Raw genomic sequence first — 21,695 nt, 5'->3', positions numbered from 1 at the left:
CTTTGGTAAAACACCTTCTTTCACTTTGAGGTACACTAACCCTCTTTGTTCCACAAACCTCAGGCATACCATGACCGATTTAATTGCTCGTCCCCGTCGCCTGCGCAAGTCACCCGCACTACGCGCTATGTTTGAAGAGACAACACTGACCTTAAACGATCTGGTGTTGCCGATTTTTGTCGAAGAAGAGATTGACGACTACAAGGCCATCGAAGCCATGCCTGGCGTGATGCGCATTCCTGAAAAACATCTGGCGCGTGAAATTGAACGTATCGCCAATGCAGGGATCCGCTCGGTGATGACCTTCGGCATCTCCCATCATACCGACGCCACCGGCAGCGATGCCTGGAAAGAGGACGGTCTGGTCGCCCGTATGTCGCGCATTTGCAAAGAGACCGTGCCGGAAATGGTCGTGATGTCCGACACCTGTTTCTGCGAATACACCTCTCACGGCCACTGCGGCGTGCTGTGCGATCACGGTGTGGATAACGATGCTACCCTGCTGAATCTTGGTAAGCAGGCGGTGGTTGCTGCCGCTGCGGGTGCTGATTTCATCGCGCCATCGGCTGCGATGGACGGGCAGGTGCAGGCTATCCGCCAGGCGCTGGATGCTGCCGGTTTTACCGACACGGCCATCATGTCCTACTCCACCAAATTTGCCTCCTCTTTCTACGGCCCGTTCCGTGAAGCAGCCGGTACGGCGCTGAAAGGCGATCGTAAAACGTATCAGATGAACCCGCTCAACCGTCGGGAAGCTATCCGTGAATCCCTGCTCGATGAAGCCCAGGGCGCAGACGCCCTGATGGTGAAACCGGCGGGAGCCTATCTCGACATCCTGCGTGATATTCGCGAACGCACCTCGCTGCCGCTGGGCGCGTACCAGGTCAGCGGCGAGTACGCGATGATCAAATTCGCCGCCATAGCGGGTGCGATCGATGAAGAGAAAGTGATCCTGGAAAGCCTGGGTGCGATCAAACGCGCGGGTGCGGATCTGATCTTCAGCTACTTTGCGCTGGATCTGGCTGAGAAGAAAATTCTGCGCTAAGGCGCAACGGTGCCGGGGGGCGGTTTCGCCTGACCCGGCCTGCTCTCCCTGCCTCACGAAACTTCACCAAACTGCAATACAACCGACATCTCCCCCTTCTACTGTCATCGCAAGACGGCAGGAGGAGTGATCATGTTTAGTCTCGATAGCGTTCTCGATGACCTTTGGCCTCAGGCGAGGCCGGCACCCTGGCAAAAAAGTCTGTTAAAAAGGCTGTTTTACGAAGAAGAATTCCAGCAATTTGCCGCAGCACACCGCCACCTGAAAGGACTGGATATGGTGGAGCAAGTTCTGGAGCACCTTGATATTCTCTGCACCGTTTCCGCCCGCGATCTCGAACAAATCCCCGAACATGGCCCTCTGGTTATCATTGCCAACCACCCGACAGGTACTCTGGACGGGCTGGCGCTGATGTACGCCGTCTCGCGCGTGCGACGCGATGTCAAAGTCGTGACCAACCGGATGCTGACCCACCTGGAGCCGCTAAGCTCGCTGTTTATCCCGGTCGATAATATGGGCGGCAGGACGGCAAAAACGTCGCTGGTACAGATGGAACAACATCTGCAAAACGCGGGCGTGCTGATCTTCTTCCCGGCGGGTGAAGTTTCCCGGCCGACGCGAAAAGGCATTCGCGATAAAAAATGGCACTCGGGATTTATCAAACTCGCCACCAAACTGCGCGCCCCGCTGCTGCCGGTACATATTCAGGCGCACAACAGCCTCCTCTTTTATGCCAGCACGCTGGTATCGCCGACGTTATCCATGCTGCTGCTGATGCAGCAGATGTTCCGCCGTCGCCATAGCCAGCTGCCGATTACAATCGGTCAGCAGATTGCCTGGAGTGACTGGTATAGCGCCACCCTTTCGTCGCGTGAGATGGCCGAAAAGTGCCGTCAGCACGTGATACGTCTTGGCAAGGGAGTGCCTGGCGTCTTTAAAACCCAGTGCGCCATTGCCCGTCCGGAAGACCGGGCTACGCTAAAACGCGAGCTGGCGCAGGCTGAATGTCTGGGCAAAACCGGCGATGGAAAATCCATCTATCTCTGGCAGCGTAACGGCCAGGAAGAGGCGCCACTGCTACGCGAACTGGGCCGCCTGCGTGAGATTGCGTTTCGCGCGGTGGAAGAAGGAAGCGGTAAGCGCCGGGACACTGACAGCTACGATGATGACTATCTGCATCTGATCTTATGGGACGATGAGGATCTGGAGATTGTCGGTGCGTATCGCTTTATGCCCACCGCCAGACAAGTGGAGCGTCGGGGGCCGGAAGGACTGTACAGCTACAGCCTGTTCCACTACGACGACAAAATGCAGGATGTGCTGGAGCACGGCATTGAGCTCGGGCGCAGCTTTATTCAGCCGCGCTACTGGGGACGCCGAGGTCTGGACTATCTGTGGTCAGGCATTGGTGCCTATCTGGCGCGTTATCCCCACTACCGCTATCTGTTTGGTCCGGTCTCGATATCCGGCGGCTTACCGCCTGCCGCGCGGGATCTGCTGGTGGCGTTTTACCGCCTCTGGTTCCCGGCAAGCCATCCGCTCGCGGCGTCACGCCAGCCCTACCCGGCATCGCTTCCGGATGTGCTGGCGCAGTTTGGCGGCGTGGATTATGTCGACGATCTGACGAAGCTGAAATCCCTGCTCGGCAATCTGGGCTGCGGCATTCCGCCGCTCTACAAGCAGTATTCCGAGCTGTGCGAACCGGGTGGCGTACAGTTTATTGATTTCGGGAGCGACCCGGCATTCAACAACTGCGTTGATGGCCTGGTGCTGGTGGATTTGTGTTATCTGAAGGCGAACCGCTATCAGCGCTATATTGAGGCGCATTTGTAACCCTGCTTTCCCCTCTCCCGTCGGGAGAGGGTCAGGTGAAGGCATCAGCCCGCACGGTAAAACGGTTTATCCCCTAAAATCGTCGCCCGCTGCATAATCCGACGCTGCGGCAGATAATCTGCGTTCGCATAGTGTTGCGTCACGCGATTGTCCCAGATCGCCAGATCGTTCTCCTGCCATCGCCAGCGCACCTGAAATTCCGGCCTGGTGATATGGGCAAACAGGAAGCTTAACAGCGCATCGCTCTCTTTTTCCGTCACGTCTACGATCCGCGTCGTAAAGCCTTCGTTCACAAATAACGCCTGCTTACCGGTTACCGGGTGCGTACGCACTACCGGATGCAGCAGCGGCGGATGTTTCGCGACCGCATCCTGCCAGCGCAGATGTTCCTCTTCGCTTTTCCGGTACTTGTACTCCTGGAAGGATTTTTTGAAGTCATGTTCGGCCCGCAACCCGCTCAGCAGCGTCCGGAACGGCACGGACAGCGCCTCGAAGGCGGCGATACCGCTGGCCCACAGCGTATCTCCACCGGTGTCCGGCAACAGCTTCGCCGCCAGTATCGCCCCGGCAGGTGGCGTTTCGATAAACGTCACGTCGGTATGCCAGTTGTCGTTGTCCGGCGGATTATCGTTATGGGTATCCAGCACGATGATCTCCTCCACGCCTTCCGCATGGGGATAGACCGGGTGAATATGCAGATCGCCGAAGCGCAGGGCCAGCGCACGCTGCTGCTGCGGGGTGATCGCCTGTTCGCGCAGGAACACCACCTGATGGCGCAGCACCGCGTGGTACAACTGCTCGAACTGGTTATCGCTCAGTGGACGGGTCACGTCCAGGCCGGAGACCTGCGCACCAATATATGGCCCCAGCGGGGTGATGGTCAGACGTTCACTCATTGTATTTCTCCATGCCAGGGCGTCAGACGTCGCTGTAGCGCGCGCAGCCCCAGTTCTAATCCAAAGGCGATCACGGCGATCACCGCGATCCCTGCCAGCACGACGTCAGTCGCCAGAAACTCTCCCGCCGACTGCACCATAAACCCTAATCCGCGCGTGGCGGCGATCAGCTCAGCCGCCACCAGCGTTGACCAGCCCACCCCGAGACCAATGCGCAACCCGGTTAAAATCTCCGGCAGCGCGCCCGGTAAAATCACAAACAGCAGCACCTGAAGACGGCTGGCACCCAGCGACTGCGCCGCGCGGATCCGCACCTGCTGCGCACTCTTCACCCCAGCCAGTGCCGACATAGCAACCGGGGCAAAAATCGCCAGATAAATCAGCAAAATTTTCGAGGTTTCCCCGATGCCAAACCAGATAACCATCAGCGGCAGATAGGCCAGCGGTGGGACCGGACGGTAAAGCTCAATCAGCGGGTCGAGAATGCCGCGCACCGTCGGGCTCAGCCCCATCGCGATGCCCACCGGGATGCCAATCACTACCGCCGCCAGCAGCGCCACCAGAATACGCGCCAGACTGGCACCTAAATGCTGCCAGAGCGTAGCATCCATAAAACCCTGCGGCCCGGCGATGGTGATGAGTTTCGCCAGCACCTGTCCCGGTGGCGGAAGGAACAACGGGCTTACCCACTGTTGCGCTGCCACCGCCCACCAGACTGCGAGCAATACCAGCAACGTGCCCGCACTCAGCGTGATCTGGCGAGAGAACGGCCAGCGTAACGCGAGACGAGGGCGGCGCGTTTTCTCACTGAAGACAATGCTCATGAGAATGCCTCCCGTTGTTCAAATACGCGGCTTAAAACATATTCGCGCTGTTCAATAAACAACGGATCGGATTTGATACTGCGGACCGGTTCACCGGCCACATAGCGACGGGCAAAGCTGAGCGGCAACCGCTCCAGCACACGACCCGGCCCCGGCGAAAGCAACACCAGTTCGGTCGCCATAAACACCGCCTCTTCGATATCGTGGGTGATCAGCAGTACCTGCTTGCCCGTTTCGTGCCACAGGCGCAAAAGCAGCGTTTGCATCTGCTCACGGGTGAAGGCGTCCAGCGCACCAAACGGCTCATCCAGCAGCAACAGCTGTGGGTTTGCCGCCAGCGCGCGGGCAATCCCGACCCGCTGACGCTGGCCACCGGAAAGCTGCCAGATAAAACGTTTTTCAGCGCCCTCCAGCCCCACCTTTTTTAGCATCTCACGCGCGGTCGCCAGCCGTTGTTCACGGTGAATCCCCGCAAGCTGCAGGCCGAAGGCGACGTTTTCCTGCACGTTGCGCCACGGAAGCAGCCCTTCACTCTGAAAGACCACGCCGCGCTCTGCACCCGGACCCTCGACCCGTTTCCCTTCCAGCTGGATGGAACCCTGCTGATACGGTACAAACCCGGCGATCAGATTCAGCAGCGTGGTTTTGCCGCACCCGGACGGACCCAGCACGACCAGCAATTCACCGCTGTCCAGCGTCAGGTTGATCTCCTCCAGCACAGGTTTACCGCCGTAATCAGCAGACAGATTTGTAATATTCAGCATCGCTTCCCCCTTATTTCACAAAGCGATCGGTCACGTACTGGCTGTAATCTGTCGCCACCGCAGGCACTTTGCCCTGCTCTTTCAGAAACGTAGCGGTATCGACAATCGCTTTATTGACCGGCCCATTGAGCTGCTGGACCTGTTGTGCAGGCGTGAGATAGGTATTGCCTTTCACCAGCCCCGGCACGTCCGCTTCCGGAACGCCGCTCAGGCGCGACAGTTTTTCCAGATTGCCCGTCTCTTTCAGCCACGCATCGGGGTTGCTGAGATAAGGCTGTTGGGCGTCAATGGCGCTTTTAGCAAACGCCTTCACCACGTCAGGGTGTTTCTCCGCGAAGTCTTTACGCACGACCCACACGTCAAGCGTCGGCGCGCCCCACTGCCCCACCTGTTCGGAATCGGTCAGCACGGTGCCGTCTTTTTCCAGCTCATTCACGGCAGGTGCCCAGACGTAAGCGCCGTCGATATCCCCACGCTGCCAGGCGGCAATAATTGCGGGTGGCTGCAGGTTGATGATCTGCACCTGGCCCGGCTTGATGCCCCAGTGTTTGAGCGCCGCCAGCAGGCTGTAATGGGTGGTGGAGATAAACGGCACGGCGATGCGCTTGCCAATCAGATCTTCCGGCCGGGTGATGTTTTTCTTCACGACCAGGGCTTCAGAATTCCCGAGCTGTGACGCCAGCAGGAAAACCTCAACAGGCACCTGCTGGCTGGCAGCCACCGCCAGCGGGCTGGAACCGATATTGCCAATCTGCACATCGCCGGACGCTAATGCGCGCACGACGGCCGCCCCGCTGTCGAATTTACGCCAGTCCACCTTTGCGCCGCTTTCTTTGGCGAAGGTGTTATCCGCCTGCGCAACTTTTGCCGGTTCCGCAGAGGTTTGATACGCGACGGTAACGTCTACCGCCTGTGCCTGAAATGCCCACAGCGCTAGCGCGCCGAGAAGTGTAATTCGCGATGAAATTGCCATTGTGACTGCTCCCCTTGTTGTTATGAGGGCAGTATTTCCGGCGCAGGAATTTTGATAAAGGAATAAAAAAGAATCGTTAATTCCGATTCGTTTTTAGAAAAAAAGTGGCAAAGGATAGTGAATTTTGTGGGGTTTATTCTGGCTCCCTCTCCCGACGGGAGAGGGATGAAGTGAATGCATCAGACGACACACAGCATCAGCGCTGCGCCTTTAGCTCTGCAATGTCTTTGGGCGTGGTCCGGCAACATCCTCCAATCAACTTCGCCCCGGCCGCCAGCCACTGGGGTAAATAGCCCGCCAGCGTTTCGCAGGCTTCGCCATGGTGATGCCAGGTTTTGGTCACGGCGTCATAATGCTCCCCCGAATTCGGGTAGACCACCAGCGGCAGTGCGGTGAGGCTGTGAAGATGTTTCAGTGCCGCAGTGGTATTTTCCAGCGCGATACAGTTGATCCCCAGCGCCACAATTTGCGGATAGCGTTCCAGCACAGAAATCACATCGCGCAGCGGCGTGCCGTCGCTGAGGTGCTCGCTGTCACGCAGGGTAAACGAGAACCATCCCCGGGCCCGGGGATACTCGGCCAGAAGCGCCGCCAGCGCCTTGATTTCAGCAAAGGATGGCAGCGTTTCGCAGGCCAGCAGATCTGCCCCGGCATCCAGCAGCGCTTCCACGCGCGGGCGATGGAAATCGGTAAACGCTTCTGCGCTTCGCACGTAGTCACCGCGATACTCAGAACCATCCGCCAGGTATGCACCATACGGCCCAACCGATCCCGCGACCAGCAGCGTGCCTGCATGAGGGTTTTCCGCGAGATACGCTTCGCGCGCCTTACGCGCCAGCTCCACGCTTTTGCCAATCAGCGCACGGGATTGCGCCTCATCCAGGCCTCGTGCGGCAAACCCCGCAGGCGTGGCCTGATAGCTGGCGGTGATCGCCACCTGCGCCCCCGCCCGGTAGTAGTCCAGATGAACGTCGCGGATAAGATCCGGGTTTTCAACCAGCACTTTGGCAGACCACAGGCTGTCTGCAAGATTACAACCGCGCGCTTCCAGTTCCGTCGCCATCGCGCCATCCAGCACCACAAATGGCTGTTTTTCAAGGATGGCGGTAAGCGGATTATTCTGCGACATGTTCAGGCTCCTGCGATGTCATGTTTCGGGTCAGGTAGTAGGCACCATAACACAGGGCAACAAACGGAAGCCCGCAATAAAGGGCAATACGCTGACTCGGGTCAAACGCCAGACCAACACAGGCCACCACGCAGAGGATAAAGCCGAGCACCGGCACCAGCGGATACCACGGCGCGCGATACTGCAGAGCGGAAAGCGGCTGACCAGACTGAAGATGGCGACGACGGAAGACAAAATGCGACGCGCAGATGCTGATCCAGACCGCCACCACAGCAAAGCCTGAGATGGCGGACAGTGCGACAAACACCGTGTCCGGTGCCACCACGCTTGAGAACAGCGCCAGTACGCCGCCAAGCATTGAAACAGAAATCGCCGTCATGGGTACGCCGTTTTTATTAACGCGCGCAAAGCAACGCGGCAGCGTTTTTTCATTCGAGAGCGACCATAACATGCGGCCAGAAGCGTACAGGCCCGAGTTCGCCGCCGACAGGATGGCCGTCAGGATCACGAAGTTAAAAATATCAGCCGCGTACGGAATACCGACCTTTTCGAACACCAGTACAAACGGACTTTTTTCCACGCCCGCCTGATGCATCGGGATCAGCGCGGCCAGCACAAACACGGTACCAATAAAGAAGATGATCAGCCGGGCAATGGTGGTACGAATGGCAACCGGAATCACCTTGTGCGGGTTTTCCGTCTCACCCGCCGCGATACCGATAAGCTCTGTCCCGGAGAAGGCGAAGTTCACCGCGACCATGGTCATCAGGATGGGCAGGCCGCCGTGCGGGAACCAGCCTTCGGCGGTAAGGTTGGTTAAGCCCGGCGCGGGAGAACCGTCCTGCATCGGGATAAAGCCAAACACCGCAGCGCCGCCAAGAATAATAAAGGCAATAATGGTGATGACTTTCACCAGCGAGAACCAGAACTCGCCTTCGGCAAAGAAGCGCGTGGAGATGACGTTAAGGCCGAAGATCACCACGCAGAACACCACGCACCACGTCCAGACGGGGACCTGCGGGAACCAGTACTGCATACAGAACCCGGCGGCGGTAAAGCTCGACCCGAGCGCCACCGTCCAGGTAAGCCAGTAAAGCCACGCCACGGTATAGCCTGTAGCCGGGCCAAGATAGCGGGCGGCATAGACGTGAAACGCGCCGGTTTCCGGCATCGCAACGGAAAGTTCGCCCAGACACTGCATCACCAGCCAGACCACCAGCGCGCCAATCAGGTACGCCAGCAGCGTTCCCGCGGCCCCGGTCGTTGAAATGATATAACCAGTATTGAAGAATAGCCCTGTCCCAATGACCCCACCCAGCGAGAGCATAATCAGGTGGCGTGTTTTCATGGTGCGCTTAAGCTGCCCATTTTCTTGTTGTGTTTGCATATTACCTTCTATACGTATGGACATCTAAACATCCAAAGAAGGTGTGTTATACCGCGATTGTTAAGAAAAAGCTAGACGACCAGACGTAATCGGGCGCGCCGCGCGCTGAGTCTGGGGTGGGTTGTGAGGATCACATACAGGAACGGACGCCAGGCCATAAGCACCTCCGCAAGCAGATACTTACAGCATGGCGCGGACCCTGGCGTTCTTCGGTCAGTCGAAAGTGGTATCCGTAAGGAGCGGGTTCATACGCGGGATTTTACAGCGGCGCAATTCTTGGTAAATCCCTCAATCAGTTCTATAGTCGACACAGTTTCATCGTTACAGGATCAACTGATGCGCTTTAACGGACTGACCAAAGGTTTCTTTATCTTCATACTCGCCCTTGTCACCTGGGCTTTCTTCGACGTGCTCTCCCCCTACTTCTCCGCGATTTTATGGGCAGCCATTCTTACCGTTATCTTTAACCCGGTAAAAAACAAGCTGCGCGCGGCGATGGGCGATCGCAACGGACTGGCTTCGCTGTTAACTATCGGCATTATCTGCCTCATCGTCTTTATCCCGTTGATGGTGATCTTTTCATCGCTCGCCATTGAACTGAATGTGGTGTACACCAAGCTGCAAGCGAACAACACCCAATTCCCGGAAGTGGTGGCGAGCATCTTTAACCACCTGCCAGGCTGGGCCAGCGGCTTCCTTGCGGACCACAATCTGACGAACGCGGCGCAAATCCAGAAAAAACTCTCCGATGTGGCCCTGCAGGGCGGACAGTATCTGGCCGGCAGCGCGTTTCTGATTGGTAAAGGGACGTTTGGCTTTGCGATCAGCTTTGGCATCATGCTTTATCTGCTGTTCTTCCTGCTGAAAGATGGTCCGTATCTGGTACGCCAGATCCTTGATTCGCTGCCTCTGTCTGATTTTGCCAAACAGCATCTGTTCGCCAAATTCGTCGGCGTCTCGCGGGCAACGGTAAAAGGTACGGCGGTAGTGGCGGTGGTTCAGGGCACGCTCGGCGGGATTGCATTTGCCATCGCTGGCATTGACGGTAGCGTACTCTGGGGCGCGCTGATGGCGTTCCTTTCGCTGGTTCCGGCCGTCGGCTCGGCCATTGTCTGGGTGCCGGCCGCCATCTTCCTGTTCGCCACGCATCAGCTCTGGCAGGGTCTCTTTATCGTTGGCTTCTTCGTCATCATTGTCGGGCTGGTGGACAATATCCTGCGTCCATTGCTGGTGGGGAAAGACACCAAAATGCCGGACTACCTGATCCTCATCTCAACCCTTGGCGGGATGGAGCTGTACGGCATTAATGGCTTTGTGATTGGGCCGCTGATCGCTGCGCTGTTCATCGCCTGCTGGAACCTGTTCTCCGGTCGCGATCACGCGGGTAACGCCGAAGAGCTGGATGCGGATTTCATCGAGGAAGGAAAAAACCCTCCAGATTTGTGATGATATGACGATAAAGACCACACCAGGCGGCACTGTGCCGCCTTTTTTTTCGCCTTAAATCAAACGTTTTCTATAATTTGAAAGAACGCCATCCTTCTCATGTCGTAAAAGGATCCACAGGTGCGAATCGCAACGATAACTAACTGGGCCTATGGTGCCACGGTCTGCCTGACCCTTGTCTCAGGCATCATCATGCTGATGGCATCCAATGCCGACACCGTGGAACGTCACGCCGTTGAACAGCGGCAGCGCTTTGATGAGCTGACGGAGGATATTGAAACCGACGCCTGGGCGCAGTCCGATTTAGCCCGCCTGTACGTAATAAAAAAAGATCCGCAAACCCTCAGACAATACAGCCAGTCAGAGAACAACCTGAAAAATGTCGAGCTGAGGCTGGATAAACTGCGCGATAACGGCGCGTCCGATGAGGAGCTGTCCCTGCTGCGGGAAGGTCTCAAGATTATCGATGCGCTACAGGATGAACAGCAGACGGCCCTGAGCAGTACAGAGCGGGGAGAAGATGCTCAGGCCATTGCCCTGCTTTATGGTGCCCCCTATGAGCAGGCACTGGAACGCGCGCAAAACCAGATTGATCACTTTCGCCAGATCCTCGACAAGCGGGTGATTGCGTCCGTGCAGGATGCCACCAAAAAATCGAAAGCGCTGCGTACGGCCTCTGAACTGATGGTTGGCCTGACCGCCCTGCTATTTCTGTTTGTCCTGGGCTTTATCCTGAAACGCCGCGTGCTGCGCCCCGTGGTGCGTCTGAGCGACGTGGTACACCGTCTGGCGTCGCAGGATTACGCCGTCGAAACGCCGAATTTTAATCAGATTGATGAGATTGGCGATATGGCGCAGGCGATCCGTATTTTTCGTGAAAACGGCCTTGCCCGGCAACGGCTGGAAAAAGAGCGCGACGCCGACTGGGCTGTCCGCGAACTGCTGGCCCGCATGACGCAGCGGCTGCAAGGGTGTGAGAACTTTACCGATGTTATCAACGTGGCGGAGCTGTTTGCCCCCAATATCGCCCCGGGGGTCCCTGGCTGGCTCTATGTCCTTGACCGCGATCCCTGGCAGATGCGCTGCGTTGCCCAGTGGCTCTCCCCCACGGGAGAGGAGATGACGTTTCATCCTGACGAATGCTGGGCAGTAAGGCGTGGTCAGAGCCATCCCCCGTTCAGCGGTAAGCCGGATATCGCCTGCTATCATCTGCCGGAATCACTGGCGGATCGTTCGCTGTGCGTGCCGCTCATTGCCCAGGGCGAGGCCATTGGTCTGCTCTCATTCCAGAATATCACCGCGGAAAATGCCCCTGCCCGTGCTTATCTCGAACTGATGGCCGAAGCGCTCGGTCTGGCGCTGGCAAACCAGCGGCTACGCGATGCGTTGCTGGAAAAAGCATTGTTCGACCCGCTGACCGGCTTGCGCAATCGCCATCATCTGGAAGATACGCTTCATACCCAAATGACACAGGCCATTCGTAACGGCGAACCACTGAGTTGCATGATGATCGATATCGATCACTTCAAGAGTATTAATGACCGGTTTGGCCATGAAGCGGGTGATCAGGTTATTAAAAGCGTATCCAGTATTGTGAAACGGGCGGTCCGTGAGAATGGCCTGGCGTTTCGCTTTGGCGGAGAGGAGTTTTTAATACTCCTGCCAGGGGTAAATGAAGAGGCTGCCTTTACCTTCGCAAACGAGATTTTTGACGCCGTTCGCGCGTTAACGGTGCGCAGTGGACTGACCGAAATCGGTCCAGTTGATGTCTCTATCGGAATCGCCAGCTACCCTCAGCATGCCGAAAGCGATAACCTGTTACGCGCGGCAGATGTTGCCTTATACCGTGCGAAGGAATTAGGGCGTTCTCGTATCGTCAGTTTTAGTACGCTCGAAGTTGAATAGTTAAAAAAAGAGACTGTTATCCCTCCTGGCAGTGTCTTTTCCCCTTCTTTGTCTTCCCTGAAACAGCGTGCTTCATTGCCGTACTTGTTTTGGTAATGTTAATTTCGTTTCATTATTGTAATTCACTGTGCAGAGTAATGTTTTTATGCCTGTCCAGGATCCTTGCAAAGATCGTCATATGACGATTTTGAGCACGTCTTTAAACAGGAAATCGTTTCTCTACCTCCCCTCCAGCCCCTCAACCAAAAGAACATAAATCTATATAAAAATTAAAAAGCAGTCATTTAAATTTAAAAAAATCAATTTAAACGATATTTGCGTTTACCAAAATGCGAATTAAATGGTTTTATATCCCGACCAAAAGAGTGGGTAAAACAGTGTTCCGAAATGCTGTTTCCCCACCCTGGAAGTACCAGGTACATCGAAAATGAAAAAACGGGATATAAAACATGTTCAATAAGACATTAATCGCAGCGGCTATCATGTTTTCTGGTGCAGCAATGGCGGCAGAAAGCACGGGTGTCGCAGGTGGCACAATTACCTTTAACGGTTCAGTATCAGATACAACCTGTGATGTGACGACCAACAATGGTTCTGATTTCACCGTCAATCTGTCTCCGATTACCCTTACCGATATGGGGAAAACCGCGGGCATCGTGACGGCTAACGAAAAAGACTTCACCATGAGCCTGAAAAACTGCACCGCGGCAGACGAAGGCACCAAAACCCTCAAAATCACCTTCACCAGCAGCAACCTGTCTGACGACGGTAAATACCTGAAAAACTACAGCGAAGGCGGCGCAGAAGGTGTGGGTATCACCCTGACATCCGATGGCAAGACTGCCGTACCGTTTGATACCGCCTTCAATACCGGCCTCACGTCGGATGATGTTTCCAGCACCGACGGTATTACGCTGACCATGCATGCGAACTACTACAACTTTGGCGGTGCTTCTGTCACCACCGGTAAAGTCGTTACCGACGCAACTTACTCTTTTAGCTACGATTAATACCTCCACCGGGGAGCAATCCCCGGTTTTAAACATCATGAAAAAATTAATAATCTTTCTCATCGGGGCTGTCGCCTCGCAGATGGCTTTTGCCAGTGTCGTGATTAATCAGACTCGCGTCATTTATCCGGCAGCGGCGAAATTCGTTTCCGTACAGCTGGTTAATGACAGTGATAAAACGCATCTGGTGCAATCCTGGCTGGATGAGGGCGATGCTTCCGCTGCGCCTGAAAAGGTCAAAGTGCCCTTCTCCCTTATGCCGCCTGTCGTAAAAATGGAGGCGCACAGTGGGCAAACCCTGAAGGTCGCCGCAATGAATACCCAGTCACTGCCAACGGATCGGGAAAGCGTATTCTGGCTGAACGTTCTGGACGTGCCTCCGGTACCGGAAGGTGGAGCTGATAATTACCTCCAGGTCGCTATTCGCAACCGCATCAAAGTTTTTTATCGTCCAATGTCTCTGGAAGAACTGGACAGCTCGGTTATTGAAAAAGTCACCCTTTCCACCTCTGGCGATCGTGTGTGCCTTAAAAACAACTCCCCTTATTACCTGACCATTCCGCAAATCGTGACCTGGCAAGGTGGGCAGTTAAAACAGGCCAGAAAAGATAATTTACTGAACGATACCGCCTTTATTCCTCCGTTTGGTTGTGCGCTGGTTCCCGACAAAATCCATGCGGGTAATCAGTACCGAATCACCTGGCTTGATGATTTCGGCGCCAAGAGATTCAGCATCCTCCACTGATCGCAGACAGTACTCATGCCAGGTTCAATTTTGATGAAGAACAGATCGCTGTTTCGAAAAAGCCTGCTGGTTCATTCCATCAGCCTCGCCTTGTGCTCGTTTAGTGCATACGGTGAGACATTCAACAGTAGCCTGCTGGTCGGTAATTCAGCGGATATGGACTGGAGTAACAATCAGTTGGTCATGACGCCAGGGACTTACGATCTCGACGTTTACGTCAATAACGTCTGGCGTGGAAAGTTCACCTTAACGGTCGCCAATGACGATCGGGGCACCGTACATATTCATAAAGAAGATGCCACGCAACTGTCTATTCAGGAACTGGATGATGCTATCGCGAACGCTCACTCCGACATGATTGACATTAATACGTTACTCCACGGAGGTAAAAGCAAGCTGGTACCGGGAGAGATGCGTCTGGACCTGGAAGTTCCGCAAGCCTTTGTGAAAACTGACAGCCAAAACTGGGTGGCACCGCAGAAATGGGATCAGGGGATTAACGGTCTTTATACCAATTACAACGTTAACTATTACAACTTCCATGGACTGAGTGAAGGGTATACCAACAGCGATAATTTTTATCTTTCACTGAACAGCGGGCTGAATTTTTCAGGCTGGCATTTACTCGATAATTCCACCTGGATGCGTTACAGCAATCCGGGAAAAAGTTATTGGGTCAATACCACACGCTATGTCGAAAAACCGATTGTGGCTATCGAATCGCTCATGCGTGTCGGGCGGGCGTATACCGCCTCTGATTACTTTGATACCGTGAGATTCCGCGGCCTGACGCTCACGAAGAGCCGGCAGATGTTGCCCGACAGCGAACGTGTTTATATGCCTGTCATCACCGGGATCGCCACCAGTTCCGCGGTCGTGAGCGTGTTTCAGGACGGCCATATTATTCATCAGTTATCCGTGCCCGCCGGCCCCTTTGCAATTCGGGATTTAATGCCGACCGGTTCACGTGGCGATCTGACCGTGGAAGTAAAAAATAATGGCGGAAGTACCGAGCGCTTTGCCGTTCCATTTTCCTCTTTACCAGACATGCTCCGACCGGGCACCAGTGATTATCAGTTCAATATCGGTGAAGTGGACATGCGTGGTATTAACGACCATAGCCGCTTTGCCCAGTTTAGCTATTCACGCGGTATTAATAATTACGTTACCGCGACTGCCGGGAGCATCTGGAATGCTGACTATCAATCTGTATTGCTTGGGGGTGCCATATCTTTACCCTACGCGGGCTCGTTGTCTGGATCTCTTGAAGAGTCACAGTATCGCCTGCCGGGAGAGGAGCGGCGCCGCGGAGAAAAATACGCCCTTTCATGGAGTAAGTATTTTCCAACACGAACCAACCTGACGCTCGCATCGTATTATTACCGAACGCAGAACTATGCCTCCTTCAGCGATTTTGTCCTGACCCGATCCAATATTCAGGATTATGGCGGAACAGGCTCCTCGACGGTTAACAGCAAACAGGCATTCAGCGCCAATATCATTCAACCCCTGTCAGATGATTTCGGCCGTCTTTCGCTTTCAGCATACTGGCGTGACTACTGGCGCGGGCAAAAAACCAGCCGCCAGTATAACCTGACGTGGAGCAATGCCTGGCACAGCGTAAATTACGCCGTATCGCTGCGCCGTTCCGAAGTGACGCAGTCCTACTACGACTATGAAACAAATTATGAGGGTGATGTCGTCACTTCGTTGCGTACGCGTGGAAACACTGAGAACAATCTCTATTTTTCCGTCACCGTTCCGATGTCCCTCTTCGGCAGCGGTGGGAGCATCGCAACCCACGCCAGCATGCAGAAAGGTCGATATGCGTCTTCAGACGTCAGCCTGAGCGGTAATTCCCACGATGTCGATTACAGCCTGATGCTGGCCCATGATAACGAGGGGGATTCCCGTTCGGCGGATCTCTATACCAACTGGAAAAACAGTGTGACCAGCCTTAACACCGGCCTGACCGTCGCCCGTGAATATCGCCAGACCAGCCTTGGTGCGAGCGGCAATCTGCTTGCGTGGCGTGGAGGGGTCATTGCCTCCCCGAATAATGGGCGGAACTTTGTGATCCTTGAGGCACCCGGCGTGGAAAATGCCGTGGTCAACGGCGATTCATCGACCCGTACAAACCAGCATGGTATCGCACTGGTGACTAGCGCAACGCCTTACCGGCAGAATAATTTTCATCTCGAGCAGGATGGGACAAAAAGCAGCGACGTTGATTTACAGGGTAATTTGCTGAATATCGCCCCGTATGAAGGCAGCATTACGTATCTGAAATACAAAACGGATACGCGGAAATTATTCACCCTGGAAGTTCAGGATACGAAAGGTGAACAGTTACCGTTTGGCGCATTTGTTTCAGATAGCGGTCATAACGAGTTGGGATATGTAGCACAGGGAAGCCAGATTTTTATTAAATCCGATACGATGCCTGATTCTCTGCATATCGATATCAGCAAAGGCAAGGTAAAAAAAACCTGTGTCATTGCACAGCCCAATGAACATGCCGTCAATATCTGCCGGTAATTTAAAACGAGTATTAATACGATCATGAGTAAGTCTTTTTATCTCATCATAGCCGTATTCGCCCTGATATTTATACCAGAATTTTCCGCACTGGCTCAACCCCAGTCCAGAGGCCTTACTGGCGATACGTGCAGAAATAGCGGCATTTTATTTAAAAACGTGGCAGAAGCGGATAAATCGCTGAATCTCTCATCGGAGTTTCTGACATCCAATGTCGTAGAAAGAACCTATACGACAAGCTGGTCTGGCAGCATGACCTGTACCTATGGCAATGTCGGGATTGGTGGTGTATTACAGGATCATCTTTATTATTTCACCGGGTTTAATAATAACCCCGTGTACCTCAATTTTAACAGCGCCGATGGCGAAAACAGCTACTGGATTAAAGTGACGGCACAAATTACCGGCACAACAAAAGTGACTGTCAGCGGGATTGTGGGCATCCACTCCCTCGCCTATCCAACACAATATACATTGCGCGCAGAGCTTTTAAACACGCCGCCCACCGGGGTCGCAGCCTACACCAAGACGACCACTAATGGTGCACTCAGCGTTATACCGGCGGTAATGAGCGGTACGGGGAGCGGAGCGGATTCACCCTTGTTATCCAGTAAAACCTATGCCTACCGCGCGTGGGACAACATGATGACCGACACCTCGCGCAAAAGCTGGAATACCGATTATTTTCTCGCTTACGAGAAAGTTACTATTCAGTTTGAACCGAAAGAAACCACCTGCAACATGACCCATGACATGACGGTTAAGCTCCCCCCCGCCTCGCTGAGAACATTAAAAATAAATGGTAAAGCTAACGGTGCCGATTTTACCATACCGTTTAAGTGCGGGAATCTGGCGGGAGTCAAAACTGCCACCCGTAATATCAAGGCCTGGATATCCAGTAATGATCTGGTCACTACCGACAGCACTTACCAGGTCATGGTTAATGATGAGACCACCGCTGGCGGCGTGGGCATTGCGCTTCGCAGTCGTTATTTCCTTGGCGAACATGAGGAGATAAAAATCTCCAGCAGCAATAATATGGAACATGCAACACAAATATTAGACATTGCAAAAGATGATAACATCCAGGATATACAATATATTTATTTGCATGCCTATTACAAAGTCTACAACGCATCAGCGCTCTCGACCGGAACGGTGGTAGCAACCGCACAAATTATGTTTGGTTACGATTAATTATTTTAGTATTTAGCTCAGGGTTTCCATGAATATATCTGTTCAAACCGTGCTTAACTTATTACATCGAATTATTTATCCGGTCTCTGCTGACCTGGTAAATCATTTGCAACGCACGGCAATCATCACCTGGTATTTAAGCCATCAGGCAGGACTTGATCACTCCGGAATCAAGACGGCCTTTCTGGCCGGCATGCTTCATGATATTGGTGCACTCAGTAAAGATCGCGCACACATCATGCCGGGAGGTGATGGCTTTCAGGATGGCCATGAACAGTTGGGTGGGTCAATGACGGCGGGTATTCGTTTTCTGCAGCCGGTGACCGCCATTCTGGAAAATCATCACAGCGAATGGTCAATATCAGACAACAATACGCTCCCTCTGGTACATCATCTGGTGCATATGGCCGATACGTTCGAACTGTTCCTGCGCGAGGTTAAAGGCGATTTTGTCGCACAGCGCGAGGATATCCTGGCCCGCTTCTTTGCACGGCCTGAGCAGTGGCCTGATGTGCTTTCGAATGCCCTGTATGAATCGAGTCGCCAGGATGGCTTCTGGTTCAGGCTCTGTAACCCGGCACAAGACCAGGTGCTTAATGCCATTAGCCCTCTGCAACACGACATGCTCGATCATCATGACTTTCTTGAAGTGTGCCAGCTGATTTCAAAAATTGTCGATAAATACAGCAGCTTCACCCGCACTCACAGCGCCAGCGTGGCCCATGTGGCGGCCCGTCTGGCTGCACTTTATGGCTATGACCGCGATATGCAGGAAAAAATCTGCATTGCAGGTTATTTACATGACATCGGCAAGCTCTTTACGCCGCTCGCTATTCTCGAAAAACACGGCAAGCTTGAAGATCATGAATACGCCCGTATGAAGCAGCACAGCTACAAAACGCTGGTCATGCTACACCCTATTACCGAACTCGGCAGCATCGTGGATTGGGCAGCCAACCATCATGAACGTCTGGATGGCAGCGGTTATCTTTTCCGGCTAGGCGCCGCGTCGCTGGATATTCCGTCACGAATTCTGGCCGTAGCGGATGTTTTTACCGCAATGACAGAGAACCGTCCCTACCGACGGGGAATGGACAGCGATAAAGCCATGTGTATTCTTCGTGAAGAGGCCGCAAATTATCGTCTGGACTGGGACATAGTGACATTGCTGGGCCATAATATTAATTCTGTTAAACCGCTCGTTGCGAAGTGTTAACGCCCTAAGAATAAATAATGAAATATTTGATTGCCCATACAGTTGTCTACGATACGGAAAGTGGTGAACTCACTATTCCAGGCGCTGAGGCACCTGAAGGCAAAAAACTGACAAACACGGCGAATCGTATTCTCTCGTTGCTGATTGCAACGCCGGGAGCCGTTCTTGAACGTCAGTATCTGCTGGAACAGGTGTGGGAGTCCGCCGGACATACCAGTTCCAGCTCCTCACTTAATCAGTATGTGAGTATTTTACGTAAGACCCTGACCTCCCTGACAGATATTGAAGAAACGATTATTGTTGTCCCCAAAGTGGGCTTTTTCTTTTCTTCTGATATTGATGTGCAGATTATAGACACCACTGAAGGTGTCACTAAACTCGAGAATATTAGCCCTCGCCGGGTCAGAAAGAAAAGATTCCCACAGCGATATATATGGGCAACAGTCGGTATTGTTGTGCTGCTAATAGCCAATATCTGGGTCTGGAACAAGGAACAGCCAAATCAGCGATATGACGAACTCACGATGATTGGCCATCTCGGGAAGTGTAGCGTCAACACTTTTGAACATCTTTCTGGTGATATGCGAAAGCATTTGATTGACGTGTTGCTTTCTGCTCAGCCCAGTCTCAAAGAGAAATGTGCGTTGCATGCAGCTCAACTGATGGTGAATATACAGCCGAACGTGTTTTATGGTAGCCGCGGGAGAATTTTTTACGCTTTTTGTCCCCTGGACTCAGAAAACAACACGTTGATCTATTGCGAAAATCATTATGCATTTAACTGGGAAATGAAATGAGAAACGCACTGGTATTCGCGACGATAATAACTGTACTTACAGGCACGCTTCTCTGGGGTATTATTGTACGTCCATCAACGTATATAAACGATCGCTGCTTTGCGAATTTCTCCTATAAAGATGGTTCAAATGACCAACCGTTTACATTTTCAGGCAATGTTGCCTTTGAATTTTCCGAGGATAAAACAGGTCAATCTAATTTATACGGCGACATAGATTACCAGGGCAAAAATTACACCTTTTCCCGCTACGTAAAGTTTAAGTACCTTAATACCTCCAGCAATGCGTATACGGTGAAGATCCTCAAGCAGGAAAAGCTGGCACATGATAACACGCCCGAAAATCTGTCCTCTCTGGCTATTAAAGTATTCTTTTTAAGCGGCGAGCATTCCATGTATATGAAAAAACATGGCGACAGTTTTATCACTATCGGTAATACGCTGTCGCCCGTGATGAATTGTGTTATCCAGTCATAAAGATAGTTTGATGATCGCATGGAGGATATTGTGTCGACAAAAAAGAAAACATCCCGGTGTGTCAGTTGCTCAGAATGCGGTTTTGCTGACGTGTGTCAGGCCTATCTTTTTGACCGCCAGGACCCCCTGTTTATCCACGATCTGGCGCGCGGTAAACGTATATCGAAAAATGCCTTTATTTATCAAAGCGGCACCCCGGTAACTGCGCTCTATGCCCTGAGAAGCGGCGTGGCTAAAATTTACGATACGCAGCAGATTCTTCAGGGGATCCTGCTGCCGGGGCAAATTTTTGGTGCAGAAGAACTCTTCACCAGCCAGCATCAATATAGCGTGCAGGCTGCTACAGACGTGGAAATCTGTGAGCTAAAAAAAACGCATTTTTATGAGATAAGCCAGCTAACCAGCACGTTCACCCACTTTATCATTCGTATACTCTCCCGTTCAGCCAGAGAAAAACAGTTGTTTATTAACGTGCTGGTGAAGAGCGACGGTTTACAGAAGGTCAGTGATTTTATCCAGCTTATCGCGGATATCCGAAAAGAGTATGGCTTTGAGCACCGCGCGATTGAACTGCCGCTCACTAAAAAAGAACTGGCGCAATTACTGGGTATTTCCCAGTCGACACTGGCGCGTGCGCTGGCGGCGCTGGTTGAGCAGCAGAGGGTCTTAATGAATAAAAAAGAAATTACCTTATTACACCACTGAGCGTTTCCATGGCGTGTTGTCAGAAGCCACCCGATATTACGGGTGGCGCTTAATTAGCGCTTACTCATGGCCAGCCTGGCAGCAAACAGCAGAAACACTACGCCGGTCGTTCTGTCCATCCATTTAACGACCGCGGGCTTTTTCAATACTTCTGCCGCATAGCCGGTTGCGATAATTAACGTTAACGACCAGAGCGTGCCAATAAGCACATGAATACTCACGAGCAAAAATGTCCACACAAACGGTGAATGACCTGCTGGAATAAACTGCGGCAGGAAAGAAACGTAGAAGATACCCATTTTAGGGTTTAGCACGTTACCCAACATGCCACGTAAAAAACCGTTGCTGCTGCGGGCATTACCGTCAGAGGAAAGCGAGAACTGCTGACGCGGGCGTAACAATAACTGGAGGCCCAGCCAGCAGAGATAGAAGGCACCACACGACTTTAAAAAGGAATACGCGAATTCGGAGACAGCCAGTAGTGCTCCCAGGCCGAAGGCGACCAGCGCGCCCCAGATAAAGCAACCCGTATCAATACCCAGCGCGACGTGAATTGCTTTTTTACTGCCATCCGCAGCGGCAGTGCGGAGAATTAACGCGGTATCCAGCCCGGGAGTCAGGGTCAACAGCGTGGCAGCGAGAGTGTAAGCAAGAAGGGCATCGGTGACAGTCATGGTGCTACTCCGAAAACACAGAGCGTATTGGAAAGTTAACATTGCTGCAACATCAAAAAGAGGGGGGTACAGGTACTCTTCTTCCCAGAATCTGCGTCGTGTTTTATCCGGCTTACGGGTTATGCAGAGGTAACT

Annotated in this window: 19 protein-coding genes; 12 read left to right on the top strand and 7 right to left on the bottom strand. The window is 53.2% G+C overall.

Annotated features, from left to right (window positions below):
* Positions 1-70 precede the first annotated feature (70 nt).
* On the top strand, positions 71-1,045 hold the full coding sequence (gene hemB, locus AB6731_RS08555) for a porphobilinogen synthase (protein WP_047744181.1): 975 nt from the start codon (positions 71-73) through the stop codon (positions 1,043-1,045).
* Between the two features lie 132 nt (positions 1,046-1,177).
* Positions 1,178-2,878 (top strand): lysophospholipid acyltransferase family protein, encoded by a 1,701-nt coding sequence (locus tag AB6731_RS08550; protein ID WP_020885252.1) that lies wholly within the window; start codon positions 1,178-1,180, stop codon positions 2,876-2,878.
* Between the two features lie 44 nt (positions 2,879-2,922).
* On the opposite strand, the gene tauD is transcribed toward AB6731_RS08550, so the two are convergent.
* The 6 genes from tauD to mmuP all read right to left on the bottom strand — a co-directional run bounded on the left by tauD (position 2,923) and on the right by mmuP (position 8,851).
* A complete protein-coding gene (gene tauD, locus AB6731_RS08545; RefSeq protein WP_014168804.1) occupies positions 2,923-3,774 on the bottom strand; it encodes a taurine dioxygenase in 852 nt (283 codons plus the stop codon).
* Positions 3,771-4,598, bottom strand: a complete 828-nt coding sequence (tauC, locus tag AB6731_RS08540; RefSeq protein ID WP_014168802.1) for a taurine ABC transporter permease TauC — start codon at positions 4,596-4,598, stop codon at positions 3,771-3,773. Before tauC ends, tauD begins: the two co-directional genes overlap by 4 nt.
* The gene (gene tauB / locus AB6731_RS08535) at positions 4,595-5,362 is read right to left on the bottom strand and encodes a taurine ABC transporter ATP-binding subunit (protein WP_047355624.1); all 768 of its coding nucleotides are present in this window, start codon (positions 5,360-5,362) and stop codon (positions 4,595-4,597) included. The genes tauC and tauB overlap by 4 nt, the downstream gene beginning before the upstream one ends.
* Before the next feature lie 10 nt (positions 5,363-5,372).
* Entirely contained in the window at positions 5,373-6,335 is a 963-nt protein-coding gene (gene tauA, locus AB6731_RS08530; RefSeq protein ID WP_014168800.1) for a taurine ABC transporter substrate-binding protein, read from the bottom strand.
* Between the two features lie 196 nt (positions 6,336-6,531).
* The gene (gene mmuM / locus AB6731_RS08525; protein WP_371006189.1) at positions 6,532-7,464 is read right to left on the bottom strand and encodes a homocysteine S-methyltransferase; all 933 of its coding nucleotides are present in this window, start codon (positions 7,462-7,464) and stop codon (positions 6,532-6,534) included.
* Positions 7,451-8,851, bottom strand: coding sequence for an S-methylmethionine permease (gene mmuP, locus AB6731_RS08520; protein ID WP_025205021.1), 1,401 nt, complete (start codon positions 8,849-8,851; stop codon positions 7,451-7,453). Before mmuP ends, mmuM begins: the two co-directional genes overlap by 14 nt.
* Positions 8,852-9,187: 336 nt before the next feature.
* Here mmuP and AB6731_RS08515 point away from each other — a divergent pair, with 336 nt between their 5' ends.
* The 10 genes from AB6731_RS08515 (at position 9,188) to AB6731_RS08470 (ending at position 20,886) form a co-directional block, all read left to right on the top strand.
* Positions 9,188-10,297, top strand: coding sequence for an AI-2E family transporter (locus tag AB6731_RS08515; RefSeq protein WP_020885256.1), 1,110 nt, complete (start codon positions 9,188-9,190; stop codon positions 10,295-10,297).
* Positions 10,298-10,417: 120 nt separating this feature from the next.
* The gene (locus AB6731_RS08510) at positions 10,418-12,202 is read left to right on the top strand and encodes a diguanylate cyclase (protein WP_371006186.1); all 1,785 of its coding nucleotides are present in this window, start codon (positions 10,418-10,420) and stop codon (positions 12,200-12,202) included.
* A 449-nt stretch (positions 12,203-12,651) separates the two neighbouring features.
* Positions 12,652-13,212, top strand: a complete 561-nt coding sequence (locus tag AB6731_RS08505; protein WP_014168795.1) for a fimbrial protein — start codon at positions 12,652-12,654, stop codon at positions 13,210-13,212.
* Between the two features lie 37 nt (positions 13,213-13,249).
* Positions 13,250-13,957, top strand: coding sequence for a molecular chaperone (locus AB6731_RS08500; protein WP_047744190.1), 708 nt, complete (start codon positions 13,250-13,252; stop codon positions 13,955-13,957).
* A 33-nt stretch (positions 13,958-13,990) separates the two neighbouring features.
* Positions 13,991-16,495: a fimbria/pilus outer membrane usher protein gene (locus AB6731_RS08495; protein WP_371006185.1), complete on the top strand. Its 2,505-nt coding sequence runs from the start codon at positions 13,991-13,993 to the stop codon at positions 16,493-16,495.
* 24 nt (positions 16,496-16,519) lie between these two features.
* A complete protein-coding gene (locus AB6731_RS08490; RefSeq protein ID WP_371006183.1) occupies positions 16,520-17,692 on the top strand; it encodes a fimbrial protein in 1,173 nt (390 codons plus the stop codon).
* Between the two features lie 28 nt (positions 17,693-17,720).
* Positions 17,721-18,908, top strand: a complete 1,188-nt coding sequence (locus AB6731_RS08485; RefSeq protein ID WP_371006181.1) for an HD domain-containing phosphohydrolase — start codon at positions 17,721-17,723, stop codon at positions 18,906-18,908.
* A gap of 17 nt (positions 18,909-18,925) precedes the next feature.
* Entirely contained in the window at positions 18,926-19,705 is a 780-nt protein-coding gene (locus AB6731_RS08480; protein ID WP_181240774.1) for a winged helix-turn-helix domain-containing protein, read from the top strand.
* Positions 19,702-20,181 (top strand): hypothetical protein, encoded by a 480-nt coding sequence (locus tag AB6731_RS08475; protein ID WP_044857551.1) that lies wholly within the window; start codon positions 19,702-19,704, stop codon positions 20,179-20,181. The genes AB6731_RS08480 and AB6731_RS08475 overlap by 4 nt, the downstream gene beginning before the upstream one ends.
* A 30-nt stretch (positions 20,182-20,211) precedes the next feature.
* Positions 20,212-20,886, top strand: coding sequence for a Crp/Fnr family transcriptional regulator (locus tag AB6731_RS08470; RefSeq protein ID WP_309217816.1), 675 nt, complete (start codon positions 20,212-20,214; stop codon positions 20,884-20,886).
* A gap of 53 nt (positions 20,887-20,939) precedes the next feature.
* On the opposite strand, the gene AB6731_RS08465 is transcribed toward AB6731_RS08470, so the two are convergent.
* The gene (locus tag AB6731_RS08465; protein ID WP_371006179.1) at positions 20,940-21,560 is read right to left on the bottom strand and encodes a LysE family translocator; all 621 of its coding nucleotides are present in this window, start codon (positions 21,558-21,560) and stop codon (positions 20,940-20,942) included.
* Positions 21,561-21,695 lie beyond the last annotated feature (135 nt).

It is taken from the genome of Enterobacter sp. RCC_40 (genome assembly GCF_041360735.1).
GTDB classification, from domain to species: domain Bacteria; phylum Pseudomonadota; class Gammaproteobacteria; order Enterobacterales; family Enterobacteriaceae; genus Enterobacter; species Enterobacter ludwigii.
The sequence above is the reverse complement of the archived record's forward strand: the minus strand, read 5'-3'. Positions and strand labels throughout refer to the sequence as shown.

Excerpts from the sequence above, each read along its gene's own strand:
- AB6731_RS08495 (WP_371006185.1), top strand. The coding sequence starts at position 13,991 with ATGAAGAACAGATCGCTGTTTCGAAAAAGCCTGCTGGTTCATTCCATC.
- AB6731_RS08550 (WP_020885252.1), top strand. The coding sequence starts at position 1,178 with ATGTTTAGTCTCGATAGCGTTCTCGATGACCTTTGGCCTCAGGCGAGG.
- AB6731_RS08500 (WP_047744190.1), top strand. The coding sequence starts at position 13,250 with ATGAAAAAATTAATAATCTTTCTCATCGGGGCTGTCGCCTCGCAGATG.
- tauA (WP_014168800.1), bottom strand. The coding sequence starts at position 6,335 with ATGGCAATTTCATCGCGAATTACACTTCTCGGCGCGCTAGCGCTGTGG.
- tauD (WP_014168804.1), bottom strand. The coding sequence starts at position 3,774 with ATGAGTGAACGTCTGACCATCACCCCGCTGGGGCCATATATTGGTGCG.
- mmuP (WP_025205021.1), bottom strand. The coding sequence starts at position 8,851 with ATGCAAACACAACAAGAAAATGGGCAGCTTAAGCGCACCATGAAAACA.
- AB6731_RS08475 (WP_044857551.1), top strand. The coding sequence starts at position 19,702 with ATGAGAAACGCACTGGTATTCGCGACGATAATAACTGTACTTACAGGC.
- AB6731_RS08505 (WP_014168795.1), top strand. The coding sequence starts at position 12,652 with ATGTTCAATAAGACATTAATCGCAGCGGCTATCATGTTTTCTGGTGCA.
- AB6731_RS08490 (WP_371006183.1), top strand. The coding sequence starts at position 16,520 with ATGAGTAAGTCTTTTTATCTCATCATAGCCGTATTCGCCCTGATATTT.
- AB6731_RS08515 (WP_020885256.1), top strand. The coding sequence starts at position 9,188 with ATGCGCTTTAACGGACTGACCAAAGGTTTCTTTATCTTCATACTCGCC.
- hemB (WP_047744181.1), top strand. The coding sequence starts at position 71 with ATGACCGATTTAATTGCTCGTCCCCGTCGCCTGCGCAAGTCACCCGCA.
- mmuM (WP_371006189.1), bottom strand. The coding sequence starts at position 7,464 with ATGTCGCAGAATAATCCGCTTACCGCCATCCTTGAAAAACAGCCATTT.
- tauC (WP_014168802.1), bottom strand. The coding sequence starts at position 4,598 with ATGAGCATTGTCTTCAGTGAGAAAACGCGCCGCCCTCGTCTCGCGTTA.
- tauB (WP_047355624.1), bottom strand. The coding sequence starts at position 5,362 with ATGCTGAATATTACAAATCTGTCTGCTGATTACGGCGGTAAACCTGTG.
- AB6731_RS08465 (WP_371006179.1), bottom strand. The coding sequence starts at position 21,560 with ATGACTGTCACCGATGCCCTTCTTGCTTACACTCTCGCTGCCACGCTG.
- AB6731_RS08480 (WP_181240774.1), top strand. The coding sequence starts at position 18,926 with ATGAAATATTTGATTGCCCATACAGTTGTCTACGATACGGAAAGTGGT.
- AB6731_RS08485 (WP_371006181.1), top strand. The coding sequence starts at position 17,721 with ATGAATATATCTGTTCAAACCGTGCTTAACTTATTACATCGAATTATT.